Below are 26,761 nucleotides of genomic sequence, written 5' to 3' on the forward strand. Positions count from 1 at the left end.
TATGCAAGAATTAGAATCCGTTAAAAAATTTTTGGACAGACTGAATGCGTTAGGATGTCATATATGGCATGAACAGGGGGAACTCCATTACCGTGCCCCAAAAGGGGTGATGACGCCAGAAATTATTGGGCAATTAAAAGAGTTAAAAGAAGTTATTATCGAGTGGTTAGTTAAAGAAGAAAAAAGGCACCAATGGATAACGGATGAATCTAATCGATATGAGTCCTTCCCATTATCTGACGTGCAGTTTGCTTATTTGCTTGGGCGTAATGAGGCGTTTGGATATGGTGGGGTAGGTTGTCATTTATATCTGGAAATTGATTATTCCAGATTGGATGAGTCGCGTGTGAAAGATGTCTGGAATAAACTGGTTATAAGACATGAAATGCTACGCGCAGTATTTGATATGAGGGGGAGTCAAAGGATTATAGACGTGGTTCCTGATTTGGTTATTGAATGTAAAAAAGGAATTAATAGTAGTTCTTTTGAATTTCTACGAAATGAATATGAACAAAAATTGGGTCATAAAATATATGAGCCAGATGTATGGCCATTATTTGATGTGGCATTAACTCAGGGACCAGACAGTACAGTGCTGCATTTATCGCTTGATTTTTTAATTGCAGACTGGGCTAGTGTGCGTCTTTTGTTGGCTGAATTTGAGATGTTGTATTTTAATCATGATAATACACTGAACCCGCCTGAGTTAACATTGAGTTTTAGGGATTATATGTTTGCTGTCAGGCGGTTGCGTGAAGGGGCAGAATGGCTGAGGGATAGACAATACTGGCAGGAACGACTGGAGCAGATTGCACCAGCGCCTCAGTTGCCTTTACGACCTGTTCAGGCACAAACAGTTCATTTTACTCGACATGTGGCCCGGTTGGGATCAGATGACTGGTCTAAATTTAAATACCATTCAGCGAAAGCTGGACTGACACCTACTGTTGCAGTTATGACAGCGTATGCTGCTGTACTGGCTCGCTGGAGTTCCGAAAAGATTTTTACTCTGAACCTGACAGTACTCAATCGATTTCCGTTGCATCCGCAAATAGAACAGATCGTGGGGGATTTCACATCTGTAAGTTTGTTGTCTCTAAACTGGTCAGTAATAGAGAATTTCAGGGAACATGCGATGTCGTTAAGTCGACAGTTATTCGATGACCTGGACCATCGTTTCTATTCTGGTGTGGAAGTTTTACGTGATCTGAACAGATTACGGGGTGGCAATGCTATATTAATGCCCATCGTTTTTACGAGTGCCATAGGTCTGGGAAATCGTGATGCGCCATTGCGCGGTATAATCTCCGGACGAGGTATTACCCAAACACCTCAGGTGTTTATTGACTGTCAGGCTATGGATGACAGTAATGGTCTGCATATTAACTGGGATGTCAGGGATGGTGTTTTTCCTGATGGAATGATTGATGACATGATGGCTGCGTTTCAGGAGTTATTGACATCCCTGGCAACCAATGAAAATAGATGGCAACAACCTGCAAAAATTAATCTTCCGGACTGGCAGCAACAGATGGTTCGGCAGATGAACAATACATTAGCGACGTTACCAGAAGGAGGGTTATATAGCAGGTTTATTGATGAGGTACTTAGGGAACCGGATGCGGTTGCTATTATTGATTCCGCAGGAGCTATGAGTTACAGCGAATTATTTGATATGGCCAGAAAGTTTGCCTGGTTATTACTTGAACGCGACTGTCAGCAGGGAGAGAGAGTTGCTATACGGATGTATAAAGGCAGTACGCAGGTGGCTGCTGTATTAGGTGTTATGTTTTGTGGCGGTGTGTATGTACCAGTCGATTGGTCACAACCCAATGAAAGACGAAATGTGATCCTTGATGATGCTAAAATCCGCTTGATGCTAACAGATAGAGAAAATACTGACTTACCGGATGATGTAGTGGAAATATCATCCGCATTGCTGGAAACAGCTGGGCGGATGAAAAATATATCATTTTCTGAACCTGAGAGCGCTGCATATGTGATTTATACATCCGGATCTACCGGGTTACCCAAAGGGGTAGTCATTAGTCACAAAGCTGCATTAAATACTGTTCTGGATATTAATAAACGTTATAGTGTGTCGGCAGGTGATACTATTTTGGGGCTGGCTCAATTAGGTTTTGATTTGTCAGTCTATGATATTTTTGGGCTATTGTCGGCTGGCGGAAAAATTGTTTATCCCGAGCCGGAAAGACAACGAGATCCTTCACATTGGGCCACTCTGATAAAACAACATCATGTCACCATCTGGAACAGTGTGCCAGCTCAAATGCAGATGCTGGAAGAATATCTCAAGATGGATTTTTCTGGCAGTCTCTCTTCCCTTCGACTGGCTCTCTTATCGGGGGATTGGGTTCCTTCTGGTTTGCCTGATGCTGTGTGTGAACGCTGGCCGGAAATACAACTTGCAGTTCTTGGTGGAGCTACGGAAGCCGCTATCTGGTCTATTTGCCACGATTATCATGGAAAGGTTCTGTACACTGAATCCATTCCTTATGGAAAACCATTAAACAATCAGCGTTTCTATGTTCTGGACCAGCATATGATGATGTGCCCTGTCTGGGCGCGCGGAGAACTGTATATTGGAGGGGCTGGACTTGCATCGGCTTATCTGGGGGATGCCGATAAGACACAACAGCATTTTATATCACACCCAGAAAGTGCTGAACGTCTGTACCGTACAGGTGATGCAGGACGATATCTACCCCACGGTGAAATTGAGTTTCTTGGACGTGTTGACAATCAAATAAAAATAAGGGGGTATCGTATTGAACCCGGTGAAATTGAGAATACATTAACAGGTTTTCCTGGGGTCAAAGCTGCAGGTGTTGTACTGAGCAATAAATCGGGGGGCAATAAATTGTTGGCAGTGGTCCAGGGAAATAACATTGATTTATCTGAACTACGTGTTTATTTATCCGAACGTTTACCTGGATATATGGTACCGTCTTATATCTTACTGACGGATCATTTGCCATTAACCTCCAATGGAAAAATCGATCGTAAAGCTCTTACGAACTGGGAGTGTGAGACCCCATCTGATAATATTGTTTACCATGAAGTACAGGATGCTCTTCATAAAAAAATTAAGGAGATGTGGCAAGATGCGCTGGACATTACTGAGCTGAATATGAGTGATAACCTCCATGATTTGGGCGCTGATTCGCTAGTGATAGCCAGTATGGCAGGACGTATACGTAAAGAAATAGAAAGCGCTTCATCTATTTCATTTGACGTATTAGTACGTTATATGCTGAATTATCCTCAAGTTGGAGAATTAGTCGACTTTATCAGGGGCTCTGTTCCAGATGGTAACTTTAATTTAGATAAGGTAAAGGAAGAAAAACAAATTATAGAAAATGGAATGCAATTTGATTTTGGTGTGTTGACTCGTTATGGGGGAGGTGATACAGGAATTTTGAGAGTCATTTTTCACGCGGGCTTAGGAACAATGGATTGTTTCCGTCCACTTATCAGGGAACTGGATAATCAACAAAAGGGGCGAGTAGTTGGAATTACCATTAAAGATGGAGAGCGTTATTGCGCATTACCTTCAAAACAGGTAATCGATACACTGGCGGAAGAATACACTAAACATATTATTTCACAAGGATGTACTCACATTCAGCTTATTGGTTACTGTCTTGGGGGGCTTTATGCAATAGAAGTTGCCCGCAGATTAACTGAGCAGGGTGTTGATGTGAGTGATTTAGTTCTCATTAGCAGCCATCCAATTCTAATTGAAGTTGAAGATGATATGTTAATTGAACTACTCTTCATACCGAATTTGCATATTAATCTGCAACAGACTGGGTTTAGTGATTTGCATATAGATAATGTAATTGATGTTCTTGTGAATATTTTCAGTAAAAACAATGGAAAGCTTCCGGCAGGTGCTTTACAGCAAACTGAAGGCGCGGTACATGCACTATTTTCTTTAATGGGGAGTTATACACGAGAACAACGTTTCGAAAAATATATTGAAGCCGTAAAGCGTGAAACAGGACAGGAATTACCTTTTGAGATGGCTCTTAATATGTTCAACGTATTTCGTCAAAGCTTTTTTGCTGCAAATTATTATCCTGCGCCCTATGTTGGCAATATTTGTTTTTTACTACCGGAAGAATCATCAGGGTTTGCACCACATATGGATGAAAGCACTCTTGATTACTGGCGTGATATTTGTCTGGGAGAACTGGAGATTATACCAATTAAAGGTAACCATTTTTCCTGTATTGAAGACGGTAATGTGTCCGGTGTCGCAACTTTTTTGGAAGAAAAAATTACTAAAGGAAGATAATTATGCGCGGATTTGAAGTTATCGCCCGTCTGGTACAATTATCTCCGGGGGTTAAATATCGTCTGTTAGCTGGTATGTTGATGAGTGGATTAGGCGGTATTATAACTGTAGTGGGAATGGGATGTTGCGGGATAGTAGTAAGCTTAGTGCTTAAAAATATCGTTAGCTCCGGGGAGTTGATTCCCTGGCTCACAGGAGCTTTCCTGGGTCTTACAGGTGGATATTTATTCCGTAGTATTGCTGAGGGGATGACACATGAAGCATCATTCCAACTGGAGGTGGTACTACGTCGCCAGTTAGTTGCTGTACTGGCTACGCTCCCACTGGGGAAGGTCCAGCAAATCGGGAGTGGTGGAATAAAAAAAATTATTCAGGATGATGTTAAGGGGCTACATGCTGCTGTTGCTGATGCCACTCCGTTTGTGGGATTAGGGATAGGTCAACCCCTGGCTGCTGTTGTACTACTGGCGTGGGTACAGTGGAAACTTCTGCTGATTGTCATTCTGATGTTCCCCATCGTCGCAGTATGTATGATGCTTATGACCCGTGATCATATCAGATTACGGGCGCAGTATAACCGGGCCAGCGAAGAAGTTAATGCTGCTGTAATTGAGTTTGTTCAGGGCATGCCGGTTGTTCGTACGTTTGATTCAGGTCGGGTTGCATTCAGTCGTTTCAGCAGAAAAGTCGAGGCATTCAGTACGGCAGTATCTGAGTGGCTTGAAGTATCCAGACGTTCGGGGATTGCAAACAGGATTCTGATTGCACCATTACCAACACTAATGATACTGGCGCTTTTTTCTGTTCCTTTGCTTTGGTTCGGTGAAATTACTGTTGGTGAGCTGGTAATAGCTTTAATGGTTGGCACTTTGCCTGTTCAGGCTGTTATGCCCTTGATGTATCTTTCAAATATGCTCAATGATGCCAAGGCAGGAGCGCACCGAATTTATGATATTTTAACGATAGCTCCGTTATCTGAGCCTGAATTGGCGGAATATCCTGAGCGTTATGACATTCAGTTTGAAGACGTAACATTTCGATACGATGATAATCGCCAGCCTGCGCTTAAAAATATCAATTTAACGATCAAAGAGGGGGAAACCTGTGCACTTGTAGGAGCCTCAGGTTCTGGTAAAACAACTTTAATAAGAATGATTCCCCGATTTTATGACGTCAGTAGTGGAACCGTACGTATTGGTGGAACAGATGTGCGAAATATGGACAGCAGAAAGCTATTACAGCTAGTTAGCATTGTATTTCAGGAACCATTTCTGTTTTCTGGCAGTGTTCTGGATAATATTCGTCTTGGTAACGAGCATGCCAGTGATGAGGAAGTTCAGGCGGCTGCTAAAATGGCAAATGCGCATGAATTTATTATCAATGAACTCAGTAATGGCTATCAGACAGAGGTTGGAGAACTGGGATGTCGCTTGTCAGGGGGGCAACGTCAGCGAGTTACCATTGCCAGAGCAATTCTCTCGAGTGCACCAATTGTAATACTTGATGAAGCCACTGCATTTACCGATCCCGAAGGAGAGGCGGAAATTCATCAGGGATTGGCAAGATTAATAAAAGGCCGGACGGTAATAGTTATAGCTCACAGGCTGGCGACTATCACTGGGGCAGATAAGATTTTTGTGATGGAGAATGGTCAGGTTGTTGAGCAAGGAACACATGAAAATTTATTAATGTCAGATGGACACTATACTCGTCTGTGGGATCACTATAATCAGGCATGCCGTTGGGGGGTTCGTAATCGACAGGAGGGTGATAATGAAAAGGCTGTTTAATCTTATGATGTTGGTTGCTGGTGACTACGCGCCTCAATTCCGTAAGACTCTCATTTATGCGGCATTTGCGTCTGTATTACAGGCTCTTGCTTGTACGATCTGGTTGCCACTTCTTCATGAGTTATCCAGAAACAAACTTAATATCAGCCAGATAGTTTTTTGGTTGCTGGTTATGATTACTACGATTGTTCTAGAAGCATGGTTGAGAATTAATGAACAAAAGTTTACCTATCGTTATTGGCATAAAGTTATTGAAGCACGTCGAATGGCCCTTGGAAATATACTTTATGCGATGCCGCTTCAGATGTTAAGACGCCGTGAAGCGGGTGATATTGCTGAAACCATAGGGGCTAATGTAATGATGGCTGCATCAGCAATATCTTCACTGTCTGTTATCTTTGTACAGTTAATTATTGTACCAGTGGTTCTGGTGGGTGTTATTCTTATTACGGACTGGAAAACGGGATTGGTTTTATTTGTTGCATGTATTGCCACAATACCTTTAGTAAGAAAAGTACAGAAGGATACTCGTTCAGGGTATAGTGATGTTGATGCTGCAGATGCCCGTAGTGCAGCATATCTCATTGAATACGTTCAGGGGCTTGCTGTTTTTAAATCTGTTGGGCAGGCAGGGGCTGCTGCTCAGCGGCTTGAGCAGGCATTCAGGAATCAACATCAATATCAAAGCCATACCCGAAAATCATCAGTATTATGGATTGCTGGCGGACAACTTATTGTTCAACTGGCTCTAGTATTGACTGTAGCTCTTGGTACGAGTCTGGTGGTTCATGCACAATTATCATCGACCACACTGGCTTCAATTGTTGTAATGGCAGTATTTTTAAGTGAGCCACTGGGGGTTATTGCGACTATGAGCAAATTATTTGAGATGGCAGACACTTCCCTGGAGCGAATTCGAGATCTGTTAGCTGAACCCCCTATGCCGATAGTATCTAATTCAGAAAAAAAAGTCGTAAATCATTTTGATATTCAACTGGATAATGTGAGTTTTTGTTATCATGGCGGATCAGAGTTTACATTAAGAAATATAGACTTGATGTTACGTAGTGGTACAATGACTGCGTTAGTAGGTGCATCAGGTTCAGGGAAAAGTACGGTAACGCGACTACTAACCCGATTTGCTGACCCCCAGGAGGGAATTATTCAATTCGGAGGATATAACTTAAGGAATTTTTCACCCGAAGAACTAATGCGTTATATTTCGGTTGTCTATCAGGAAGTATGGCTATTTGATACCAGCATTAAAGAAAATATAGCCATCGGAAAGCCAGACGCAACTCAGAATGAGATAGAAAAGGCTGCCCGACAAGCTAATATTCATGAAACGATAATGAAATTCCCTCTTGGATACGACACAATAGTTGGTGAAAGTGGCTGTGCATTATCAGGTGGTGAGCGTCAAAGAATTTCAATTGCACGAGCTATTTTGAAAGATGCTCCGGTCATCATTCTTGATGAACCTACATCGGCACTGGATTCCGAATCTGAGTATGCTGTTCAGAAAGCAATTGATGCTTTGGTATACAATAAAACAGTTATTGTTGTGGCACATCGCTTATCGACGATAGCTGGAGCTGATCAGATTGTGGTGATGGAAAATGGACGTATCTTACAACAGGGTACACACCAGGAATTGCTTATCCAGGAAAAAAGCCGGTATGCGCGTATGTGGGATAGTCAGAAAATGACAAGATAATAAGTGAACTAGTATGAGCTGAAAGTGAATGGCATATTCAGTCGTATTAATGACAAATGATCGGAGGTTAAAATTGTTTCCAGAGTACAGAGAACTTATTTCGCGACTTAAGAATGAGGATGCTCATTTTACGGTGCTGTTTCAGCGACATAATGAACTGGATCACGAAATATCCAGGGAAGAGGCTCGCCCAGCGCCTGACAGTATCCGTCTGATGAAAATGAAACGGGAAAAATTACACCTGAAGGATGAAATGCATCGTATTCTTCGCTCTTACACGCCGGGAGAGTAAGACAACAGCCTCCCATAATGATACATACGACCCCGTCTCCGGGGCCGTATAAAGGGGTCAGTTACCACAGGTTCTTCGCGAACCCATCAGGGAGTGAAACAGGCTGCGCAGTTCCGGTGAGGCATTGCCAACATGACTGTGTTTCAGCGGTCTGTTTTTTGGTGCAACCGGTACAGCTTTTTCCGTGTCCCGGGTCAGTACCACGGCGGTCACCCTGATTTGATTGTGGGGGGCTGATGAACCTTCGTTACGGACAGCACGAACTTCGCAGGTGACGCGCTGGTTCCGCCGGGAGATATAGGAGACCTGGAAGGACGCGCGCCGGTCATTGATACCAAAGGTTTCGGAAATGTCTGTACGACTGACCCAGTCGTTCTGTTGCTGCGCCCACAGGGCAATCAGAATGTAGAGTGGTTCGTCAGCATACTGCTGTAACGAAGGGGGGATAACGAACGTGTCATGGTTACTCTGGGCGGTTTTTTTCCTGCCACAGGCCAGTTCCGGTACGTAATTTTGCGGTGTGGTTTCCATAATGTTTATTCCTGAACAAGTAGAAATAAAACTCACATGCTTTTATTTATAATAATGAGCGATATAAATTCATCCTTTTATTACTAATAAGAAAAATATACAAAGGCATAATGATTTGTCATAAGGGATGCCTGTTATAGTTTGTCGGGCATCTGTTAATGATTTTAACTGAGAAGTTCCGTAAAAAAGTAAAATACGGCGTTTATGATGAGCGAATCATCATCTTGTTTAGTGTTTGTTTATTAAATTGAGTATTGAATGATTGCGTATTTGATATTTAACTCGCGGTTGCTTTATTTAATTTACGTAATCATTTGAACATTACCGCCAGCAGGTGTTAAGCATAACTTAACCATTATTATTATGTTTATTTGAGAGGGAAATACCGATGGCTTTTTCCTGGACGGAAGAGCGGATTAATTACCTGCGGGAGAATGCCGGGAAACTGAAAGCCCGGGAAATTGCGGACGCTTTGGGTACAAATATTACAGCGGTACGCAACATGGCGGTCAGGCTTGAACTGAGCCTTCGGGTACCCGGATATACCCACGAACAGGTGGAAGCGGTACGCGAACTGTATGCGTCACAGGGCGATATTTCCGTCCGGGAAATCAGCAGACTGACGGGACTGACACACGGTGTCGTCAGTTATATTCTGTATGCCTCTGACCGGAAAACCCGGCCGCAGTACCACCGGGTGAGATTCATTGAGTTTGAAACGGAAGAAGGCGTGAGGCTCTTCGTTCAGGCTGAACTGGTGGATGCTCACCGTACCTGCACAGAATCGCTGACTGGCGGACAGGGGCCGCATGATATCTGGCTTCTGGACGGTACGCATTATAAGGGGAAAAACGTTTCTTTCGCTGAGCGGATAATGTCCGGGGACGACAGACGTCACAGGGCATGACAGAATAGCAAATATGCGTACCAGTGACCTGTGATTAAAGTTAATTTACGTCGGGGTTTGTCCTTTCCCCCGATAGCGAACATCGGTATGACCTGTTATGTCGTATTCACTCCTCGCACGTTGATAAAACGGGCCCGGCTTCAGCCCCTGAAGTGGCTTCTTTGCCAACAATAAAATTTCATTTCCGGGAATACAATTTACGCTGGAGGCGTGCGCGTATTGTTCCCAGGGTCTTCCGCAACTTGGGTGGAATTCTTTAAGCCAGAGGGCTCATCACACGTCGTCTCAGTAGCTCGAATCCTGCCCGACCATACATCTGGCGTTTCAACATCTTCAGGCGATTTACATGACCCTCGACAACACCATTACTCCATCTGCTGGTGATGGCTTCACATATAGCAGCTGCATCGGCTTCCATCCCCGTAGCGACACGCTGCAGTTCTGTTGAACCGCTTTCTCGAACACGGGTTAACCAACTGCTTAGCTGGGATTTATTTTTGGTTTTCAGGATCATGTAGAACTCCAGCGCCAGTTGCTGTGCTATTTTCAGCTGCGGCTCTTTTTCACACATCAGACCGATGAAGCGGGAGGCATAATTTTCTTCACCCCTGATTATTCGCCAGGGCATCAGCCAGCGGCTTACACGGGAAGCGGAAGGAAGTCGGGTGGTGGCAGTAACCGGTGGGAGCCAGCCTTTACGCCATCTGGCAACGGCATCCCTGACGATGGTTTCACTGCCTGTAAACCCCTTCATCACCATTTCCCGCCATATCTGGCTGGCATTATAATTACCACTTTCACGTTGCTCTTCCATCCACTTTCGCCATGGGTCAAGAAGGCCTCGCTTTGGAGGCCGGGTCGATATTTCAGGGAATGCCCCTGACTGCACCCAGCGACTGACTGTTACGCGTGATAAGCCAGTGATGCGGGATATTTCCCTGAACCCACACCCCTTATTATGCAGGGCCATAACCTCTGTCCAGCGCTGATGTCGTTTATTTCGGGTCTGCTGTTTAAGTCGTTCCGGACGACGGAGAGTTGGTGTCGGCACAGAGGGTTCTGGCTCAGGTGATTTCTTTGGTGACAACTCACTGGCAACCAGCCGTATCAGAGGCATATGTCTGTACATCATTCGTTCAAGCGCATCGCCAATATTTTTTAACAGGTGCCATCTATCGGCCACCTGTCTGGCCTGAGGTGCTCCTTCCCGGGCAGCCATGGAGTAAATACCTCCTCGATCGCGTGAAACGACCTGTATCTCCGGGTATTTTTTAAACCATGCAGTCAGAGTGCGCTGCTCCCGACCAGGCAGTAGTACCAGAGGGCGATGCGTATCGAGGTTAACAATCAGCGTGCCGTACCTGTGGCCCCGATGCCATGCCCACTCGTCGATACCGACATGCCGGGTCCTGTTCTCCGTCTGCTCTGGAGCCTGAACGACCCTACGCAGCAACGTATCCGGGCTGACCTGTATTCCTGAGGCTACCGCAGCTCGTCTTCCAGCCTCTCCGCCGGCAATGAGTCCCAGTTGATGCTGTAGATTTTGAAGTAACGCTGAAGACTGCTGCTGTGGACCTGCAAAAGGAGCCAGCGATTCCGCAAAGATTTTGCGTGAACAGGACGGGTTACGGCAGTACCAGTGCCGGACAGCAAAGATTAACCAGAGTGTCCGGCCGGAGCATGGGAGGTGTTGTATCCGTCGTCGACGACAACTATGAACAGAGCGGCTGCGTTTTAGACATTCAGGGCATTGCGCTGTTTTACGCGTGGCACGGAGATGGAGGGAGATCCCATCAGAGCCAGTAATTTGTCGGCTGGATTGCCATCCACAAGGTAGCTGCAAAAGTGTTTTAAGTGAGGTCATCTCGTCATCCATAACTTAAAACAGCTTAGATCTTTGTTAACTAAAAAGTTTCATTGATTTTCTTCCACCCAAGTTGCGGAAGACCCTCACCACGTAGTACACCTTAACCTGCCCGCAGATGGTTATCTCACAGTTATGTCAGCAATGTTCGCTTTTGGCACATAGAGGACTTCGAAGCGAGCAATGGTCCAAAAGTGCCTGAACACCCCTGTCGCTGTATTCACCATAATACTTGGGTGACGAAGTCTATCTATCCTTCAAAACCAACGAGTGCCAGATGCAGATGGTGCTCAATAAAGCCCGCCTTTAATTCACTGTAGCGTTGAGCATCATTCTGACTTGCTAACGCAGCTGCACGCTTTATCTCGGCATATCGCTCTGCTTCCTCCCTGTTTTTTATCAGATAATCACGGAAAGCCAGATGTTTTACGACTTGCATATCACCCGCTGCGAATGTATGCACCTGATGACTACGCTTATCACCACCTTTAATAAAATATCGGCGCCCGCGAATTCCGTTCTCACCACGCGCAATATATCCGGCTCGTGTCATTGCAGAATGATATTTGTCTAATTCGTTTACCCCGGCAACTTCCAGCAGTATGTCGATAACTGGTTTTGCTGCCAGACCTGGCACGGATGTACTACCAATATGGTGAACGCCTTTAACTACCTCACCAAGCAACGCCTGTATCAGCAAACTTTCAGAGTCGAACATCAGCGGCCATTGCTTATCGTATGGCACCACTATTAATGTCCGCATAGATACGCCCCTCCTTTCCACTGTGATATTAACCATAATATCTGGGTAGCGAGGTTTACACATCCTGAAGTGGCCGACAAAAATTGGCCACGACATGAGAGCATTTCTAGAACCAATGAACGTTCGCTCCTGGCACAGGGCTACCCACGACAATACCAAAGGGCATCTATGATGCGATAAGCGGACAAAGGACAAAAAAAGCCGTCTGATGGCGGCTTTCATTCGGAAGGAAAGTTACGTGCTGCTTTTACGATACAAAGCAACCGAACCAGCGAGGATTAACAGAAGCGATCCGCTGATACGGTTCATCCATTTAATACCGCTGGCTTTCCAGAGACTGACGGATTTTTTACCCAAAACCGCATAGCCCAGCATCACCGTCACATCAATTAAAACTATTACTGCCGCAAGGCTGGCATACTGCGGCAAAGCTGGTTGCGCCGTACTGACGAACTGAGGGAGCAATGCGGTCATGAATATATAATATTTAGGATTGCTCATGGCAACAAAGAAGCTTTTGAAAAAAAGCGAACGACGCGCTGGGGCCGTTTCCTCCATTCCCCCAGGCAAAGACGTGTTCGAAGATAGCAACATCCGTAAGCCGATATAAGCAAGCCATATAGCACCGACCCATTTCAGAGTGACAAAAAGCGTTTCTGAAGCAGCCAGAACAACGCCAAGCCCTAAACCGACCAGCGCTACCAAAAGGATATCTGCTGTTGCTGCGCCAATAATCCCCCATGCCGCCTGTCTGATACCAAAGCGGGCAGCATTATTTAAAGCAAGCAGAACGGTCGGACCGGGGGTGACGATACCGGCGGACATAATCAGGGCAAAAGCCATAAGGGCTGTTAACGACATAAAATAATCCTCGCCAAGACTTACAATATATCAGTAACAGAAGCCGGCGAATAATGATTTTGAGGGTTAGGGTTAACTGCTGCATGTGAAAAATAAATGCTCTGCATACGCTTAAAATCCTGCTAAAAATTTTAACGACTTTTGGTCAGCAAGGTCTGCTACGAGCGAAAAGCAGACATCCTTGTCCATACACACGTTTAGTTGAAGAAACGGGCAGACGATTCAGTGAGTTATCGGCGATCTGCCAACGTATGGTTATCGTCGGGTGTGGCCACTGCTGCGCAGACAATCAGAAACTGACGACATGACCGTTATCAACGCCAAACGCGTATACCGCATCATGCGTCAGAATGCGCTGCTGCTTGAGCGTAAACCTGCAATACCGCCCTCGAAACGGGCGCATACAGGGAAAGTGGCCGTCGGTGAAAGTAACCAGCGGTGGTGCTCTGACGGCTTCGAGTTCAACTGTGATAATGGCGAAAAAATGCGGGTAACGTTCGCGCTGGACTGCTGCGATCGTGAAGCCCTGCACTGGGCGGCCAGTACCGGTGGATATGACAGCGAAACGGTTCAGAACGTGATGCTGGGTGCTGTGGAACGCCGCTTCGGCAGCAGTCTGCCGACATCACCTGCTGAGTGGCTGACGGATAACGGTTCAGCCTCAGACGCGTAGGTTCGCCAGAATGGTAGGACTCGAGCCTAAACATACGGCAGTACGCAGCCCGGAAAGCAACGGGATGGCAGAGAGCTTCGTCAAAACGATGAAGCGCGACTACACAATATCATGCCGAAACCCGACGGGTTAACAGCGGTAAAGAACCTTGCGGAGGCCTTCGAACACTACAACGAATGGCATCCGCACAGTGCACAGGGGTATCGTCCACCATGGGAATATCTGCGGCGACGAACAGTAATGGGTTAAGTGATAAAAAGTGTATGGAAATATAGGGGCCAATCCAGCGTTCTGCTATTGAAACCATTTTTGATGAGCTTAAAAAGCTGTATCAGATATGAGCATATTTGGCACCGCTCAATTAATAACTTCATAGTCAATTTATTATCAGGACTGGTGGCTTATTGCCTGATGGACAAGAAGCCCAGTCTGTCGATAAGTACATCAGCCCCTGTGTTGACAGCATGATCGCTTATCCCGAACTCAGGTTAATGCAAGAATTTTATTTCATATGCAGCAGGTGCAGATCAAGCGGATAGGATGTGCAGGTATTACAGGGAGGGTGTGACGCCCGACAACGTGAGTTGAATCCTGGAACACGTTGCGTCGTGTATTCGGGCGTCACCATTCACTTATGACAGAATCAGTGGCGAACCGCAAATAAAGACATCGATTTATGATAACCCATCAAAAATGCCGATCTATCAGTATAACAATCACGGTAAAAAACAGCAAAAGGGCGATACAACATAATCCATATGGAGAAATCACTTAAAGCATCCGTAGAGAACAAACAAAAAAAGAGGGGCCGGTAAGCCCCAAAGGTAGTCACGATAACTGCATGGTGCCTTTCGACACTCTGCTATACATAGGAATAATTATTTTTTCGTGCTTGCAGCGGGTGGAAGTCAACAAAAAAATAAAATCGGCAGATGGTTGACGCTGTTTATGGGAAGAGGGTGGATTGTACGGGGCGTGCCGGTAATCAACTGTCGTGCCTATACAGGCACTCATTAATGGCAGCGATAAGAATAATAATAAACGCACAAATAACACCAACGCCAGGCATGATGAGCCAACGCGTATTCATGGTTCCGCCAAAAAAAAGAAGGGTGATATGAGCACCCCACGTCAAAGAGGAATTTGAACGACACCTTATGATGCTCTTTGTTAGATATCTTCTACGCAGTAAGCCAGCGGAAGTTAACCGTTATCACTCGCTTCTGGTTATGGTGCCGAGTGAACCGGAAACTGGTTCGCCAATATTGTTGAGTACCATATCAAATGTACCAACCAGTAGCACCGTAATACAGATAATCTGAACGACAACCATCAACCAGTATAAAATCAGGAACGGCAGGATTTCTGCCAGGTATCCCCGCTTCTTAAAAAATGGAATCTTCTTCAGCATAATCAGCCCTGACGGCAACATCTGCACGCCGGAAAGTGAATGCGATCATTGCGAGAATAAGATAGAGGGAGTGTATAACAACTTTCATGATTAATATTTCTGCACAAATTCAAAGAGCAAAAAAGAGGGGGGCGTTTTCAACCCCTCCCCCCGGGTTAATATACATGGAATATTTCGGCACCTTTATGGCGCTCTGTAGTTGGTAGACCAAGTGCTTGAGGAGTTTTTCGCGTATGCAGACAGTAGATGTCAACAAAAAAGTAGGCAGCTCACATGTGGTATAGATAACGCTCAGGATCTATACCATTCAGCCGGCATGTCCCGATCAGTCCGTACAACAGAGAGTCGTGTTGCCGGGAAAGCGCGCACCCCGGGAGCCAGAGGTAATGCGGCCTGATTAACCGCATTACCGGGGCAGTGGTGACTGAATATACGCACCGCGTGAACATGACGGCGAAAGACTACGGTGATGTTGTGGGGCAGGCGGTTGAGTGGGTTCGTGAGCAGTTTGACTAACCTGCAGCAGTCGACCTGCCCGTCACGCAGTTACCGCGTCTGGCCGCATAACGTTACTGAAAAAACAAAAACCTGGCGGGCGTTCCGTCAGGTTTTTTTTATGCAGGGCTGTATTTAATACTGGTCTGGTAGTGACGGTAATCACATTTTTCCGCATCTGGCAGACAGAATGAGGAAAAGTACCGGCTGTTGTCTGAGAAATCTATTCCGCTTTCAGTCCTGACATACATTAAATGAATTAACAATAATAAAACCTTTCTTTAACAGTATGCAGGTGTTTGTTACCCGATATATAGTGAAGCTTTGTGCAGGTATTGTCAGTCTTTTTGTACAGAGTGTTCATACAAAAACTGGAACACCAGAAAGGTAAACTGGCGAACTGGGTCAGGGAATTACTGTGCAGAAAAAGCAACTTTGTTGTGACCTGCGCACTGGCAAACAAACTTGCCAGAATAGCTTGGGCGCTTACGGCGCGACAACAGACGTTTGCATCGTAAGTCTATACAGCAATAAATTTTTTAAACAATCACTTATCTGATTTTGCGCAAAATGCGCGATTATTCGTGCTTAGGATTTCACTGGAAACCCTCACGTCCACGGCGCTGACGCTGACGCTGAACGGTAGACTAATTAGCGGGGCCAAAAAAGTGATTGGCTGATTGATTTTTGGCGTAAGCGCCGTCTCAGCCTTGTAATTACCCACAACTTCTGTAAACCGAAAGTTTCTTATTGGATTCAACTAATGGAATAATATGTTGAAACTCAAGGCGATACAGAATGGTTAGCTCAGGAGATTGACGAAAGCAGTTTCAATGATCGCAGACTCGGTCGGCGATTTCGTGAGATCATGGAGAATTTTTGGAACAATATAGGAAACACGATCCCGTTTGCCTGTCAGGACTGCGCTGGAACTAAAGCGGCTTACCGGTTTCTTTCAAATCCTCATGTTGATGAATCTGCCATTCTGAAGGGACATTTTGAGTCCACGCGACAGCGCGTAGCAACACAAATTTATAGTGACTTTTATCACAATAAGTTGATCTGATAATGGACAAAATTTCGCCGCACTATAATGATGTCACCATGTTTAATAAGGGTTGACATCTAATGATTAGCTTAATTAATACATACACAACTCCCAAATGGTTCAACATTGATACCATCATTGTCAATCATCGCCCATAAGTTCCCTTCCTCTTTATAAATGCAATGATGAACAAAAACAGATTAAAGAATCTGTCTGTTTTGCATGCCCCGAATAATCCATAAATTATTCTCTGCACAATCACGTTTCTCTGTCTGTATGCCTGAAAAAAGCCTGCGATAAGGGAGTGCTTGGTGTGCTAATAATATCATTATGGATTAATTTTGCGGGTTTTAAATAAATTACATCGGTAATTCATGTTTAATGAGTTGCTGCAGGCTGACATATCTTTTACCTAATATAGGACTATTCCATGAAGAACTTCAAACATTTGCCAGAGCCATTCCGTATTCGTGTTATTGAACCCGTAAAACGTACAACACGGGCTCATCGTGAAAATGCCATTCTCAAATCAGGGATGAACCCGTTCCTGCTTGACAGTGAAGATGTATTTATCGATTTGCTGACAGATAGTGGTACAGGCGCAGTTACCCAAAATATGCAAGCCGCAATGCTACGGGGAGACGAGGCATACAGCGGAAGTCGAAGTTACTATGCACTTGCTGAGGCTGTGAAGAATATTTTTGGATATCATTATACTATTCCAACGCACCAGGGAAGGGGGGCCGAGCAGATTTATATTCCTGTACTAATTCGTAAACGTGAGCAGGAAAAAGGACTCGACAGAAGCAAAATGGTTGTATTTTCAAACTATTTCTTCGATACCACCCAAGGGCATAGTCAAATAAATGGCTGTACCGTTCGTAATGTTTATATTAAAGAAGCATTTGATACTTCAGTTCGTTGTGATTTCAAAGGAGACTTTGACCTTGATAAACTGGAGAACGGAATCCAGGAAGTCGGTCCAAATAATGTCCCCTATATTGTTGCCACTATTACATGCAACTCCGCAGGCGGTCAGCCGGTATCTTTGGCAAATTTGAAAGCAACGTACCAGGTAGCGAAAAAGTACGACATTCCGGTAGTAATGGACTCAGCGCGATTCGCTGAAAACGCATATTTTATCCAACAAAGAGAAGCCGCTTATAAAGACTGGAGCATTGAAGACATAACCCGAGAAACATATAAATATGCTGATATGTTAGCTATGTCGGCGAAGAAAGATGCAATGGTGCCAATGGGCGGATTGTTATGCATTAAAGATGACAGTTATTTTGATGTCTACACCGAATGCAGAACACTCTGCGTGGTCCAGGAGGGCTTCCCAACCTATGGTGGTCTGGAAGGCGGGGCAATGGAGCGTCTGGCCGTTGGTCTTTATGATGGTATGGATCAGGACTGGCTGGCCTATCGCATCGCACAGATCCAGTACCTGGTTGATGGCCTTGAAGCCATAGGTGTCATCTGTCAGCAGGCGGGCGGACATGCCGCTTTTGTGGATGCAGGAAAGTTGTTACCTCATATCCCTGCCGAACAGTTTCCTGCACAGGCCCTGGCGTGTGAGCTTTACAAAGTTGCTGGGATTCGGGCTGTTGAAATTGGCTCGTTCTTATTGGGAAGAGATCCTAAAACAGGAATTCAATTACCTTGTCCGGCAGAATTGCTCCGTTTAACCATTCCACGCGCTACATATACGCAATCACATATGGACTTTATTATTGAGGCGTTTGGTCATGTGAAAGAAAATGCCAATAATATTAAAGGATTAACGTTTACTTATGAGCCTAAAGTTCTGCGTCACTTTACTGCCCGACTGAAAGAAATCTGACAATTAGCAACCGAACATGAATGGCCATATTTAATGGCCATTCATGTTCTATCTCGCTCTATAAAAATGACATGACAATGAAGATATATAACTCAAGATAAGAGGCTCGCATGGAAGAGAATTCCAGTTCAAAGCATTCATCCTTTTGGGGAATTATGGTTATTGCCGGAACTGTAATTGGTGGAGGGATGTTTGCTTTACCCGTTGATCTTGCAGGTGCCTGGTTTTTTTGGGGCGCGTTTATATTAATAATCTCTTGGTTTTCAATGTTACACTCAGGATTGTTACTACTGGAAGCAAACCTAAACTATCCAGTGGGTTCTAGTTTCAATACTATTACTAAAGATCTAATTGGTAACAAATGGAATATCATTAGTGGCGCTACGGTTGCCTTTGTTTTATACATATTAACGTATGCATATATTTCAGCAAACGGAGCTATTATTAGTGAAACGATATCTATGCATTCAGGAGAACATGTTAACCCCAGAATCATAGGTGTTTGTACCGCTCTGTTCGTGGCAGGGGTGTTATGGTTTAGTTCGGTAGCTGCGAGTCGGATTACTTCGCTTTTCCTCGGTATAAAAATTATTGCCTTCATTATTGTTTTTGGTTCACTTTTCTTTCAGGTCGATTACTCAATTTTAAGTGGTATCAGCAGCGTAAATGAGACTAGTCATTCCTACTTCCCCTATATATTTATGGCGGTTCCCGTATGTCTGGCATCCTTTGGTTTTCATGGTAATATTCCCAGTCTTATCATTTGTTATGGGAAGAGAAAAGATAAATTAATAAAAAGTGTTGTATTGGGGTCTTTTCTGGCGCTGGTTATCTATTTGTTTTGGCTGTATTGCACGATGGGGAATATTCCTCGCGAGAGTTTCAAAGGTATCATTGCTTCCGGTGGAAATGTTGATGCTCTGGTAGGATCATTTCTTGGGACAAATCAGAGTGGCATGATTGAGTTCTGCTTACTCGTTTTCTCTAATTTGGCAGTGGCGAGTTCTTTCTTTGGTGTGACGCTGGGATTATTCGATTTTCTTGCTGATTTATTCAAATTTGACAACTCACATACTGGTCGTTTTAAAACAATCCTTCTTACCTTCCTGCCACCAACACTGCTTTATCTGCTATTTCCTAACGGTTTTATCTATGGGATAGGTGGCGCAGGATTATGTGCAACGATATGGGCTGTTATTATTCCTGCGGTACTGGCATTGAAGTCGCGTAAAAAATTTCCCAATCAGATGTTTACAGTATGGGGTGGATGCATCATTCCAGCAGTAGTGATTATTTTTGGCATTGTCGTTATCTTTTGCTGGTTTGGTAACATACTGAATATTTTACCAAAACTGGTGTAATTTGAGTTCGTTACGGACAGGTTTTTATGAAATCTGTCCTGATTTTAATCCGTAATAAGTGTTGGGTGGTGTGGCGCTGCAAATACCTGTCGACCTGTTTATTATCTAGGTCACCGGGACAGGAGGGACGAAAGGGCCGACGTTTGCGCTGGCAAAAAACGCACAGGCGGTTTCGATGTTCTTTTCTGGCGATATCTGTTTTTTGATCACTACTGCGGCGAAATTTATGTCGACTGTTCGCGAAGCTAGAAAGAAACGCTGAACGTGAGCGGAACCATTACCGTCAGTGATAAGTTGTTTCGTAATTAACTCCCCAACGCGACGATGCTGCGTTTTTCCTATAACAGCGAGAATATGAGCAAAATTTTAGTGGTGCTTCTCTGGAAGAAGACCGCCGTCGTATTGAAGTCGTGCTGGAAGAAATTAGTACAGGACAACGACTTAAAGGCGAAGGTCGCTCCCTGAATGATATTCAGGATGCTAAAAAACATGAAGCAGTGGTTTTTGACCGCCAGTTTACAGAAGCAGCAGCTGTTCTTCCCTGCAACTCCCAATGTACGCGCCAGGACTTCGAACGAAGGAATTCCTTGGCTGATGCGAAAAAAGATATTTCCGGCACACATACTCCGGTATTAATTCTGATGGACAAGGATGACCGGAATGTAGACGCTGATGAAACAGCCGCGGTCTGAGCCAAAGCACTACCAGCGGGCACTCCCCGCTGTATCAGGAAATTACCGGGGGCAACTCACGGACTTTTACGCAGCGAATGGTTTGATTATCAGCTTTCCTCTCAGTGGCCTTTTGGGAAACAGGGATTTTTTCTGCTGTCAGGGAGATTCGCATATTCGCCCAGGGCACTCAGGACTGTCTCATCATGGATCCTGAGTCAGGACTGTGTGGACTGAACTGCATTCTTATTACGTGCCGAAAGCCAAACAGAGGGGCGGAAAAAAAAGAATTTTTTTCGCCCAATTTCATAAAAACCGGTACGTTCATAAAATCTTCTTGCACCGTTATTCTCTGCAATAACATCCAGAGTAAGGTTTTTATCCTGCTGACCAGCTAAATATTTAATATGCGAAAGAAGGATTTGTCCAATCCCCATTTCCCGATAACACTCATTTACACATAGACTTTCTATCATTAATTCATTAACGGCAGGTTTATAATCCATCTGATTCATTATTAATGCGCGAACAAAACCAGCCGGGGTACCATATTCATTGAAAAAAGTGGCAAGTGTCGGATTAATAAACGCACAATGGCTACTTTTAATAGCAGCAAAACCAGCAAGCTGCCCGGCAGAATCAATAGTTGAGGGCGAGAGGTGTGACATGGCACAGCAATCAAAAGAGATGAAGGCAACTGTAACAGTTGATGGGGCAATCATTATGATCGCCCCGGTTCATCAGTATAACGTTTTGCTTTATAAGCAGGGTGCATCAGGTTCTGTGTAGAGAATATATCGTCCAGTTCAGACTCGGTCAACAGACCGCGTTCCAGGACAACTTCACGTATGCTCTTACCGGTTTCGGCACAAATTTTACCGACGATGTCGCCGTTGTGGTGACCGATGAACGGGTTGAGGTAAGTAACGATGCCGATGGAGTTGAATACAAACGCTTCACAGACTTCTTTGTTAGCAGTGAAACCACTAACGCATTTTTCCAGCAGGTTGTAGCAAGCGTTGCTCAGAATATGGATAGATTCGAACATTGCCTGGCCGATTACCGGTTCCATTACGTTCAACTGCAGCTGACCAGCTTCAGATGCCATGGTAACGGTGATGTCGTTACCGATGACTTTAAAGCAAACCTGGTTTACGACTTCTGGAACAACTGGGTTCACTTTTGCTGGCATGATAGAAGAACCAGCCTGCAGTTCCGGCAGGTTGATCTCGTTCAGACCAGCACGTGGGCCAGAGGAGAGCAAACGCAGGTCGTTACAGATTTGAAACGCAGGACTGAGGGCGACGCGCCCGTCCGCAGCAGGAAGACCGTGATTAACGTCACCACACCGCCAAAGTGGAAGGTTAAGAAGCAGAAACTGTCGGAGAAGGCGGCCCGGGAGGCGGAGCTGGCGGTGAAGAAAGCGCAGGCCGGACAGGAACTGGCGGTTTACCTGAAGCTGACGCCGCTGAATGAGGCCGTCAGTACCCTGAAGCCCTGGTGGCCGGGGCTGTTTGACGGCGACACCCCCGTATTTTCGCCTGTGGCGTGCATGAGGTGCTGTTTGAGGATGCCGCAAGGCGCGGAATTCCGCTGTCACATAAAAAGTTAAACCGTGCGCTGAAAGCCATTGCCCGTTCTGAAGTATATTTCGGCGCGATGAAGGCCGGGGCCTGCCGGTATAACACGGAAGGGTATGTGACGGAGCATATTACGGTGGAGGAAGAGCAGTACGCGCTGCCGCGGCTGGCAAAGGTCCGGGCGCAGAACGCCAGAAAAGCGGAACTCCGCGCGGTGCTGGCGCAGACGCCCTGAGCCGGAGGAGCAGGGCATGATGAGTGAACGGATGAAACAGGACGGCCGCCTGCTGGGCGTGGCGCCGGCCTCACTCTGGCAGCAGATTGCGAACCGGGCTCCTCATCCGCAGTGGATGGCTGTTTGCCCGGGAAAGGGCGTGTCGTTGCCGGGAAAGGTTACTTTTTCGTCAGAGACGTTACTGACGGTTCACATAACAACACGGAGAGTGGGGACAACCTGCTCCATGCGGGGAGGATACCAGCATGATTCAGACAGGAAAACTGCCGGCGTTAAGCCCGTATGAACAGTTTGTCCTTGAGTCCCTGTACCGCCAGGCCGCAGCAGAGACCGGGCGTCTGCCGGACGCGCAGGCGCGTCAGCGTATCCGTGAGGGGTATATTGCGTCCCTGGGGAAAGATATCCCGCAGACACGTCCTTACCGGCGGCATAAAAAAGCCGGGGATACGGAGAAGTCATTTCACTGGCAACCGTGCGGTCCCATGAGGAAAATCCGCCCGCGCTGACGACCGGACCGGGTATCCGCAGAAGCCTGATACATCACTCCCTGCCGTCCTGTTCATTCCGTGAATGACTGAGTGAGTCCGGCAGACTGAGCACGCTGAAGTATTTCACCTGTCGCGTCCGTTTGCTCACAGGGTTGCGGACATAGCGTCCTTCCAGCCTGCAGAGGGTGCCGTCAGTCCGGCGCATGATGGCGTGGACAAGCAGCCGGGCGGTATGGATATGCAGGTCAAAATACCTGGCAATTTCATCGGCGGTCACGGGGCGTTTTTTCCTGCAGACCCATACCGCAATCTGGTCTTCCAGCTGTTTTTTTTCTTTCGGGGTCAGTGGTCCGGTACTGATGGCCAGCGTCCTCCTCCGGTGAAGTGATAAGCCAGTATCTTTTTTACACAAAAAACAGGTGCCATGCGGTGCGGACAGGCTTGCTCTCCTGAATCTGCCGTGATTACATTCTATACTTATTAGCCATGTAAATGATGTGGTTTATCTTCGCGCGAAAGAATACCTCATTACGTTACGTTGAGGATACGGGGATGCACAGGACGACGGATGTGACCAGCCATAAGGCACTGGCGGTACTGCGGTCATTTACTGCTGACATGCGGGAGTGGGGCGTTACGGTCAGCAGCGAAGAAAAACTGATGGCGCTGGCCCGGGCGTATTTTGCGGACAGCCGGAACACGCTGGACGGGCTGCTTCTGTATATTGCATGGTACGGTAGCGGAGAAGGCGTGGTGTTTGAGCGGGATCGTCACGATGAAGTTTTTGGACTGATGACGGTCACCTTTTTCTCTCATCTGGTCACCGGGTGGGGCATGCCGCCGGTTCATGCGCGTTGTTTTTACGCCTCACTCCGCGTCCGGGCGACGGGGGAATAATGTTACGTGTGTCATGCGCGGGAGGGCTGCGATGGGACGAAAAGAAAACGAAGAGTACCCGGCGGGCAGGGACGCCGTGGCGGAAGCGCTGGAGTCTGCGGGGCTTTACCGCCGGGCGGCGAGACGCTGGCTGGACGTGCTGGACCGGTGCCGTGACAGTGAGGAACGGGCCTGGCTGGCGGCCCGCCGCAGTCAGTGTCTGGAAAATGCCAGAAAACCTGAACCGGCAACAGAATATTTTGAGGATGTATACCGGGTGGCGTCCGACACGCAGAAACGAATGGGTATCCATGCACAGAACAGGTTCAGAAGGTATCCCTCTGACGGAGAATCCCGTAAAAAATCGTCATGCTGATCACCGTGGAGCTGCTGCTCGCTGATAACCTGCGCCGCAGCCTGCTGACCATCGGGGAGCTGGACATCAGCCCGCTGCCCGGACTGGAAGCAGTGACTGAATGCTATGCCGAAAGATTCGCCACCATTCCCCCCGGGATGTGGTACAGGCAGTATCGGGGGCAGCGCTGGCTGACCCGCAGTCTGCCGGGCCCGGCTTTTTTTTTGTTCCTCAGCCGCTGGCGTAATATACCGGAAGTCAGGCACTTTCTGGAAAGCCACGGTCAGTTTGTCCAGGCTTCACACAGGTCCGTCCGGGAAGCGCGCTGCGACGTATGGATAAATCAGCCGGCAGACGAAGAACGGGTGAAATCTGCATCTGCGTAATGACCGGTATTATTCTTTCCCGATTGTTATTCTCATCAACTGCAGGTATAAGTTAAATAATTTTTTTATAAACAATTATCTTCCGGAAAAAGGATAAAGATGAAAAATAAACATGAATGGTTATATCAACTGAGAAAATGCAGTAATAAAGAAACTCTGGAAAAAGTTGCCGAATCTAACCGTTATAAATTGTCAGATGATGAGCTGGAAATGTTCAATTCCGCGGCAGACCACCGTCTGGCAGAACTGACGATGAACCGTCTGTATGACAAAGTGCCTGCCCGCGTGTGGCAGTTCGTCCGGTAACGAGCGTGCAGGATGGTAATATTCCGGTACATAATATCCTGTCAGGACGCTTTACATTCTCCCTGTGCCTGTATTAAAGAGTAAACAATGTTATCACCTGTGGAGGGTCTATGTTTCCGGAATACAGAGCGCTGATATCACGCCTGAAAAATGAGGATGCACATTTTGCAGGGCTTTTTCATAAGCACAACGAACTGGATGCTGAAATAAAACAGAGAGAAATGATTTCCGGCTTCGGGGATGCCGGAACGGAGATGCTGAAAAAAAAGAAGCTGTATATTAAGGATGAGCTGTACCGGATATTAAAATCGTATGACGCAAAAAAATGAGGTGACATTATGGTCAGTAACAGAAAAATGAAACAACGCCTGGGTATAAAAGGAAAAATCAGCAATACCCGTCGCAGCACGGCATTCAGCCAGGATACACCAGGTGTTTTCCGTGTGGTCAGCACAGAGTGTGTTAAACAGAAACTCACCACGGAATGACCGGCTGACAGTAACCCGCGTATTCCTTCACATCTCCGGAGGTGGCCAGGGCCTAAATCAATGCAAAACGTTGTGGCGTGGATGTAAACGTGGTCCTCGATGAGAAAGGGAACCGGGGAAAGACCAGTGTGGCAGCGATGAACCTGCTGGTTCCCCTTTTATGCGGAGACTGACAGATGCGTCCGGCGATATACGAACCAGAACAAATTATTGAAGCGGGGCTGGCCCTGCATGCTGAAGGACGGAATATCACCGGGTTCGCGCTGCGTAACCAGGTGGGCGGCGGCAATCCGACACGTCTCCGCCAGATATGGGACGAATACCAGGCATCGCAGAGCACGGTCGTCACTGAACCCGTTGTCGGGCTGCCCGTGGTAGTGGCTGAAGAAGTGAAGGCCGTCTCCGCCGCGCTGTCCGAACGCATCACCCAGCTGGCGACCGAACTGAATGACGAGGAAAGGCATCAGGAGCAGAAGACTGTGCTGCAGGATGCGCTTAATGCGGCGCAGGCCCAGCACAAAAACACGCGGGAAGACCTGCTGAAACGACTGGAGCAAATTTCTGCCGAAGCTAATGCGCGTACAGAAGAACTGAAGTCAGAACGCGATAAAGTAAATACGATCGTTGGCTCTGGCTAAATATCCGCCTAACTGAGCAAGCTTTATAATATACCTTTGTAGGGGCGCGATATTTTCAGTTTTTTTATTGTCTTTGATAACATTATCAAGTAATTCACATTCTGCCTGTGTCAGGGCTATTCCGGCAGGTATATCTGAATACTCACGGCTAACCATTGTCAGCCAGAAGATCCTCCAGCTTATAATGCAAAAACAAGATATCAGTTTACTCAGACTTTCTGCTGTTCTGAGTTTAGAATCTTCAGCTTTACAGCCTGATTTCAAAACCTTATGAAAAGTCTCAATTTCCCAACGATGTGCATACCATTCGAGTTTTTCGATAGCATCGTTATTACAGACGACCGGAATATTGGTAAGTAGTTTCCATTCAAGAGGTTTCCTTCCTGGCGTTTCATTTTCTTCTCTGGCATGAATGGCAAATAAAGTTATTTCAGGGTATTGTTTGGATTTACCTATCGGAGGCTTCACTAATATCTTTTTCCACCGAACGGATAATATAACCTCAACCTGAGTTCGGGATAAGGAAATGTATAGCCGATTGATTTAAATAGAAAAGCACTCCTTTTCGTTGTTAAATCTGATTTTCAAAGCAAGATTTCACAACTCAGGGAGTGCCTGTGGACTATATTACCGAACTTTACTGTCTCGTCGATGATTTCTGGCAATCCGTCAAAGAACAAATCGATAACCACATGATTTCAAATGATAAAAAACACAGGGGTCGTCAATCCATACTTTCGCTTTCAGAGATGACAATGCTGGTTATTCTCTTATAATCGCTTATCCCGAACTCAGGTTAAAGAAGCTATACGCTTGGCATGCAAAGTACCTTCAAAGACATCTAAAATGAAATCATTT

General features: G+C 46.0%; 24 protein-coding genes and 9 pseudogenes. 23 read left to right on the top strand and 10 right to left on the bottom strand.

Annotated elements, in window-relative coordinates:
* Position 1 precedes the first annotated feature (1 nt).
* The 4 genes from BZK42_RS23580 to BZK42_RS23595 all read left to right on the top strand — a co-directional run bounded on the left by BZK42_RS23580 (position 2) and on the right by BZK42_RS23595 (position 8,120).
* Positions 2 to 4,321, top strand: coding sequence for a non-ribosomal peptide synthetase (locus tag BZK42_RS23580; RefSeq protein WP_080860445.1), 4,320 nt, complete (start codon positions 2 to 4; stop codon positions 4,319 to 4,321).
* A 2-nt stretch (positions 4,322 to 4,323) separates the two neighbouring features.
* Positions 4,324 to 6,111 carry an ABC transporter ATP-binding protein gene (locus BZK42_RS23585; protein WP_080860447.1) on the top strand — a complete coding sequence of 596 codons (1,788 nt, stop codon included), beginning with the start codon at positions 4,324 to 4,326 and terminating at the stop codon, positions 6,109 to 6,111.
* Positions 6,095 to 7,828, top strand: a complete 1,734-nt coding sequence (locus BZK42_RS23590) for an ABC transporter ATP-binding protein (protein WP_158083381.1) — start codon at positions 6,095 to 6,097, stop codon at positions 7,826 to 7,828. Before BZK42_RS23585 ends, BZK42_RS23590 begins: the two co-directional genes overlap by 17 nt.
* A gap of 73 nt (positions 7,829 to 7,901) precedes the next feature.
* Positions 7,902 to 8,120 carry an HP1242/YdcH family protein gene (locus BZK42_RS23595; RefSeq protein ID WP_080860526.1) on the top strand — a complete coding sequence of 73 codons (219 nt, stop codon included), beginning with the start codon at positions 7,902 to 7,904 and terminating at the stop codon, positions 8,118 to 8,120.
* Positions 8,121 to 8,177: 57 nt separating this feature from the next.
* Here BZK42_RS23595 and BZK42_RS23600 read toward each other — a convergent pair whose 3' ends face one another.
* On the bottom strand, positions 8,178 to 8,651 hold the full coding sequence (locus tag BZK42_RS23600) for a CaiF/GrlA family transcriptional regulator (RefSeq protein WP_080860454.1): 474 nt from the start codon (positions 8,649 to 8,651) through the stop codon (positions 8,178 to 8,180).
* 388 nt (positions 8,652 to 9,039) lie between these two features.
* Between BZK42_RS23600 and BZK42_RS23605 the strand changes: the two genes are divergently transcribed.
* Positions 9,040 to 9,558 carry a MarR family transcriptional regulator gene (locus tag BZK42_RS23605; RefSeq protein ID WP_080860456.1) on the top strand — a complete coding sequence of 173 codons (519 nt, stop codon included), beginning with the start codon at positions 9,040 to 9,042 and terminating at the stop codon, positions 9,556 to 9,558.
* 256 nt (positions 9,559 to 9,814) lie between these two features.
* Here BZK42_RS23605 and BZK42_RS23610 read toward each other — a convergent pair whose 3' ends face one another.
* The 3 genes from BZK42_RS23610 to BZK42_RS23620 all read right to left on the bottom strand — a co-directional run bounded on the left by BZK42_RS23610 (position 9,815) and on the right by BZK42_RS23620 (position 13,046).
* The gene (locus tag BZK42_RS23610) at positions 9,815 to 11,434 is read right to left on the bottom strand and encodes an ISL3 family transposase (protein WP_080860458.1); all 1,620 of its coding nucleotides are present in this window, start codon (positions 11,432 to 11,434) and stop codon (positions 9,815 to 9,817) included.
* Between the two features lie 238 nt (positions 11,435 to 11,672).
* The gene (locus tag BZK42_RS23615) at positions 11,673 to 12,185 is read right to left on the bottom strand and encodes a GrpB family protein (protein ID WP_080860461.1); all 513 of its coding nucleotides are present in this window, start codon (positions 12,183 to 12,185) and stop codon (positions 11,673 to 11,675) included.
* A gap of 234 nt (positions 12,186 to 12,419) precedes the next feature.
* Positions 12,420 to 13,046, bottom strand: a complete 627-nt coding sequence (locus BZK42_RS23620; protein ID WP_080860464.1) for a LysE family translocator — start codon at positions 13,044 to 13,046, stop codon at positions 12,420 to 12,422.
* Positions 13,047 to 13,275: 229 nt separating this feature from the next.
* Here BZK42_RS23620 and BZK42_RS23625 point away from each other — a divergent pair.
* Positions 13,276 to 13,994, top strand: a pseudogene (locus BZK42_RS23625) (integrase core domain-containing protein); the annotation flags it as partial.
* 9 nt (positions 13,995 to 14,003) lie between these two features.
* Positions 14,004 to 14,187, top strand: a pseudogene (locus BZK42_RS29355) (IS982 family transposase); the annotation flags it as partial.
* 745 nt (positions 14,188 to 14,932) lie between these two features.
* Here the strand turns inward: BZK42_RS29355 and BZK42_RS23635 are convergent.
* Together BZK42_RS23635 and BZK42_RS28970 are read right to left on the bottom strand one after the other, a co-directional pair.
* Entirely contained in the window at positions 14,933 to 15,130 is a 198-nt protein-coding gene (locus BZK42_RS23635) for a hypothetical protein (protein ID WP_080860528.1), read from the bottom strand.
* A 272-nt stretch (positions 15,131 to 15,402) separates the two neighbouring features.
* Positions 15,403 to 15,483: pseudogene (locus tag BZK42_RS28970) on the bottom strand (transposase domain-containing protein); the annotation flags it as partial.
* A 483-nt stretch (positions 15,484 to 15,966) separates the two neighbouring features.
* On the opposite strand from BZK42_RS28970, the pseudogene BZK42_RS23640 reads away from it, so the two are divergent.
* The 6 genes and pseudogenes from BZK42_RS23640 to BZK42_RS29360 all read left to right on the top strand — a co-directional run.
* A pseudogene (locus BZK42_RS23640) lies at positions 15,967 to 16,143 on the top strand (IS110 family transposase); the annotation flags it as partial.
* A gap of 287 nt (positions 16,144 to 16,430) precedes the next feature.
* Positions 16,431 to 16,691 (top strand): annotated as a pseudogene (locus BZK42_RS29750) (IS4/Tn5 family transposase DNA-binding protein); the annotation flags it as partial.
* A 62-nt stretch (positions 16,692 to 16,753) separates the two neighbouring features.
* Positions 16,754 to 16,831, top strand: a complete 78-nt coding sequence (locus BZK42_RS29755; protein WP_143329735.1) for a tryptophanase leader peptide — start codon at positions 16,754 to 16,756, stop codon at positions 16,829 to 16,831.
* Between the two features lie 272 nt (positions 16,832 to 17,103).
* Positions 17,104 to 18,519, top strand: coding sequence for a tryptophanase (gene tnaA, locus BZK42_RS23650; protein ID WP_080860469.1), 1,416 nt, complete (start codon positions 17,104 to 17,106; stop codon positions 18,517 to 18,519).
* A 110-nt stretch (positions 18,520 to 18,629) separates the two neighbouring features.
* Positions 18,630 to 19,880: a low affinity tryptophan permease TnaB gene (gene tnaB / locus BZK42_RS23655; RefSeq protein WP_080860471.1), complete on the top strand. Its 1,251-nt coding sequence runs from the start codon at positions 18,630 to 18,632 to the stop codon at positions 19,878 to 19,880.
* A gap of 410 nt (positions 19,881 to 20,290) precedes the next feature.
* Complete coding sequence (locus BZK42_RS29360; RefSeq protein ID WP_249025157.1) at positions 20,291 to 20,572, top strand: hypothetical protein; 282 nt, start codon at positions 20,291 to 20,293, stop codon at positions 20,570 to 20,572.
* 197 nt (positions 20,573 to 20,769) lie between these two features.
* Here the strand turns inward: BZK42_RS29360 and BZK42_RS23665 are convergent, their stop codons facing one another.
* Positions 20,770 to 21,273, bottom strand: coding sequence for a GNAT family N-acetyltransferase (locus BZK42_RS23665; RefSeq protein WP_080860472.1), 504 nt, complete (start codon positions 21,271 to 21,273; stop codon positions 20,770 to 20,772).
* Positions 21,273 to 21,836: pseudogene (locus BZK42_RS23670) on the bottom strand (lyase family protein); the annotation flags it as partial. The gene BZK42_RS23665 and the pseudogene BZK42_RS23670, both read right to left, overlap by 1 nt.
* Between BZK42_RS23670 and BZK42_RS23675 the strand changes: the two are divergent.
* Both BZK42_RS23675 and BZK42_RS23680 read left to right on the top strand, forming a co-directional pair.
* Positions 21,834 to 22,366, top strand: a pseudogene (locus BZK42_RS23675) (fertility inhibition protein FinO). The pseudogenes BZK42_RS23670 and BZK42_RS23675 sit on opposite strands and share 3 nt — an antisense overlap.
* 245 nt (positions 22,367 to 22,611) lie before the next feature.
* Positions 22,612 to 22,872, top strand: a complete 261-nt coding sequence (locus BZK42_RS23680; protein ID WP_080860474.1) for a hypothetical protein — start codon at positions 22,612 to 22,614, stop codon at positions 22,870 to 22,872.
* 34 nt (positions 22,873 to 22,906) lie between these two features.
* Here the strand turns inward: BZK42_RS23680 and BZK42_RS23685 are convergent, their stop codons facing one another.
* Positions 22,907 to 23,266: a hypothetical protein gene (locus BZK42_RS23685; RefSeq protein ID WP_080860475.1), complete on the bottom strand. Its 360-nt coding sequence runs from the start codon at positions 23,264 to 23,266 to the stop codon at positions 22,907 to 22,909.
* Between the two features lie 140 nt (positions 23,267 to 23,406).
* Here BZK42_RS23685 and BZK42_RS23690 point away from each other — a divergent pair, with 140 nt between their 5' ends.
* The 7 genes and pseudogenes from BZK42_RS23690 to BZK42_RS23720 all read left to right on the top strand — a co-directional run.
* Positions 23,407 to 23,751, top strand: coding sequence for a hypothetical protein (locus BZK42_RS23690; RefSeq protein ID WP_080860477.1), 345 nt, complete (start codon positions 23,407 to 23,409; stop codon positions 23,749 to 23,751).
* Between the two features lie 31 nt (positions 23,752 to 23,782).
* Positions 23,783 to 24,106, top strand: a complete 324-nt coding sequence (locus BZK42_RS23695) for a PerC family transcriptional regulator (RefSeq protein WP_080860479.1) — start codon at positions 23,783 to 23,785, stop codon at positions 24,104 to 24,106.
* On the top strand, positions 24,100 to 24,471 hold the full coding sequence (locus BZK42_RS23700; protein WP_080860481.1) for a hypothetical protein: 372 nt from the start codon (positions 24,100 to 24,102) through the stop codon (positions 24,469 to 24,471). Before BZK42_RS23695 ends, BZK42_RS23700 begins: the two co-directional genes overlap by 7 nt.
* Before the next feature lie 99 nt (positions 24,472 to 24,570).
* On the top strand, positions 24,571 to 24,777 hold the full coding sequence (gene hha, locus BZK42_RS23705; RefSeq protein WP_080860484.1) for a hemolysin expression modulator Hha: 207 nt from the start codon (positions 24,571 to 24,573) through the stop codon (positions 24,775 to 24,777).
* A gap of 110 nt (positions 24,778 to 24,887) precedes the next feature.
* Positions 24,888 to 25,106: an HP1242/YdcH family protein gene (locus BZK42_RS23710; RefSeq protein WP_080860486.1), complete on the top strand. Its 219-nt coding sequence runs from the start codon at positions 24,888 to 24,890 to the stop codon at positions 25,104 to 25,106.
* Positions 25,107 to 25,115: 9 nt separating this feature from the next.
* The gene (locus BZK42_RS28975; protein WP_169922388.1) at positions 25,116 to 25,265 is read left to right on the top strand and encodes a hypothetical protein; all 150 of its coding nucleotides are present in this window, start codon (positions 25,116 to 25,118) and stop codon (positions 25,263 to 25,265) included.
* Positions 25,266 to 25,441: 176 nt separating this feature from the next.
* Positions 25,442 to 25,891 (top strand): annotated as a pseudogene (locus tag BZK42_RS23720) (DNA-binding protein); the annotation flags it as partial.
* Here BZK42_RS23720 and BZK42_RS23725 read toward each other — a convergent pair.
* Entirely contained in the window at positions 25,862 to 26,371 is a 510-nt protein-coding gene (locus tag BZK42_RS23725; protein WP_143329731.1) for a transposase, read from the bottom strand. The pseudogene BZK42_RS23720 and the gene BZK42_RS23725 sit on opposite strands and share 30 nt — an antisense overlap.
* Positions 26,372 to 26,520: 149 nt before the next feature.
* Between BZK42_RS23725 and BZK42_RS29760 the strand changes: the two are divergent.
* Positions 26,521 to 26,673, top strand: a pseudogene (locus BZK42_RS29760) (IS982 family transposase); the annotation flags it as partial.
* Positions 26,674 to 26,761 lie beyond the last annotated feature (88 nt).

This window comes from Citrobacter braakii (assembly GCF_002075345.1).
Taxonomy (GTDB): Bacteria; Pseudomonadota; Gammaproteobacteria; order Enterobacterales; family Enterobacteriaceae; genus Citrobacter; species Citrobacter braakii.

Excerpts from the sequence above, each read along its gene's own strand:
- BZK42_RS23580 (WP_080860445.1), top strand. The coding sequence starts at position 2 with ATGCAAGAATTAGAATCCGTTAAAAAATTTTTGGACAGACTGAATGCG.
- BZK42_RS23585 (WP_080860447.1), top strand. The coding sequence starts at position 4,324 with ATGCGCGGATTTGAAGTTATCGCCCGTCTGGTACAATTATCTCCGGGG.
- BZK42_RS23590 (WP_158083381.1), top strand. The coding sequence starts at position 6,095 with ATGAAAAGGCTGTTTAATCTTATGATGTTGGTTGCTGGTGACTACGCG.
- BZK42_RS23600 (WP_080860454.1), bottom strand. The coding sequence starts at position 8,651 with ATGGAAACCACACCGCAAAATTACGTACCGGAACTGGCCTGTGGCAGG.
- BZK42_RS23605 (WP_080860456.1), top strand. The coding sequence starts at position 9,040 with ATGGCTTTTTCCTGGACGGAAGAGCGGATTAATTACCTGCGGGAGAAT.
- BZK42_RS23610 (WP_080860458.1), bottom strand. The coding sequence starts at position 11,434 with ATGGATGACGAGATGACCTCACTTAAAACACTTTTGCAGCTACCTTGT.
- BZK42_RS23615 (WP_080860461.1), bottom strand. The coding sequence starts at position 12,185 with ATGCGGACATTAATAGTGGTGCCATACGATAAGCAATGGCCGCTGATG.
- BZK42_RS23620 (WP_080860464.1), bottom strand. The coding sequence starts at position 13,046 with ATGTCGTTAACAGCCCTTATGGCTTTTGCCCTGATTATGTCCGCCGGT.
- BZK42_RS23635 (WP_080860528.1), bottom strand. The coding sequence starts at position 15,130 with ATGCTGAAGAAGATTCCATTTTTTAAGAAGCGGGGATACCTGGCAGAA.
- BZK42_RS29755 (WP_143329735.1), top strand. The coding sequence starts at position 16,754 with ATGATTAGCTTAATTAATACATACACAACTCCCAAATGGTTCAACATT.
- tnaA (WP_080860469.1), top strand. The coding sequence starts at position 17,104 with ATGAAGAACTTCAAACATTTGCCAGAGCCATTCCGTATTCGTGTTATT.
- tnaB (WP_080860471.1), top strand. The coding sequence starts at position 18,630 with ATGGAAGAGAATTCCAGTTCAAAGCATTCATCCTTTTGGGGAATTATG.
- BZK42_RS23665 (WP_080860472.1), bottom strand. The coding sequence starts at position 21,273 with ATGATTGCCCCATCAACTGTTACAGTTGCCTTCATCTCTTTTGATTGC.
- BZK42_RS23680 (WP_080860474.1), top strand. The coding sequence starts at position 22,612 with ATGATTCAGACAGGAAAACTGCCGGCGTTAAGCCCGTATGAACAGTTT.
- BZK42_RS23690 (WP_080860477.1), top strand. The coding sequence starts at position 23,407 with ATGCACAGGACGACGGATGTGACCAGCCATAAGGCACTGGCGGTACTG.
- BZK42_RS23695 (WP_080860479.1), top strand. The coding sequence starts at position 23,783 with ATGGGACGAAAAGAAAACGAAGAGTACCCGGCGGGCAGGGACGCCGTG.
- BZK42_RS23700 (WP_080860481.1), top strand. The coding sequence starts at position 24,100 with ATGCTGATCACCGTGGAGCTGCTGCTCGCTGATAACCTGCGCCGCAGC.
- hha (WP_080860484.1), top strand. The coding sequence starts at position 24,571 with ATGAAAAATAAACATGAATGGTTATATCAACTGAGAAAATGCAGTAAT.
- BZK42_RS23710 (WP_080860486.1), top strand. The coding sequence starts at position 24,888 with ATGTTTCCGGAATACAGAGCGCTGATATCACGCCTGAAAAATGAGGAT.
- BZK42_RS28975 (WP_169922388.1), top strand. The coding sequence starts at position 25,116 with ATGGTCAGTAACAGAAAAATGAAACAACGCCTGGGTATAAAAGGAAAA.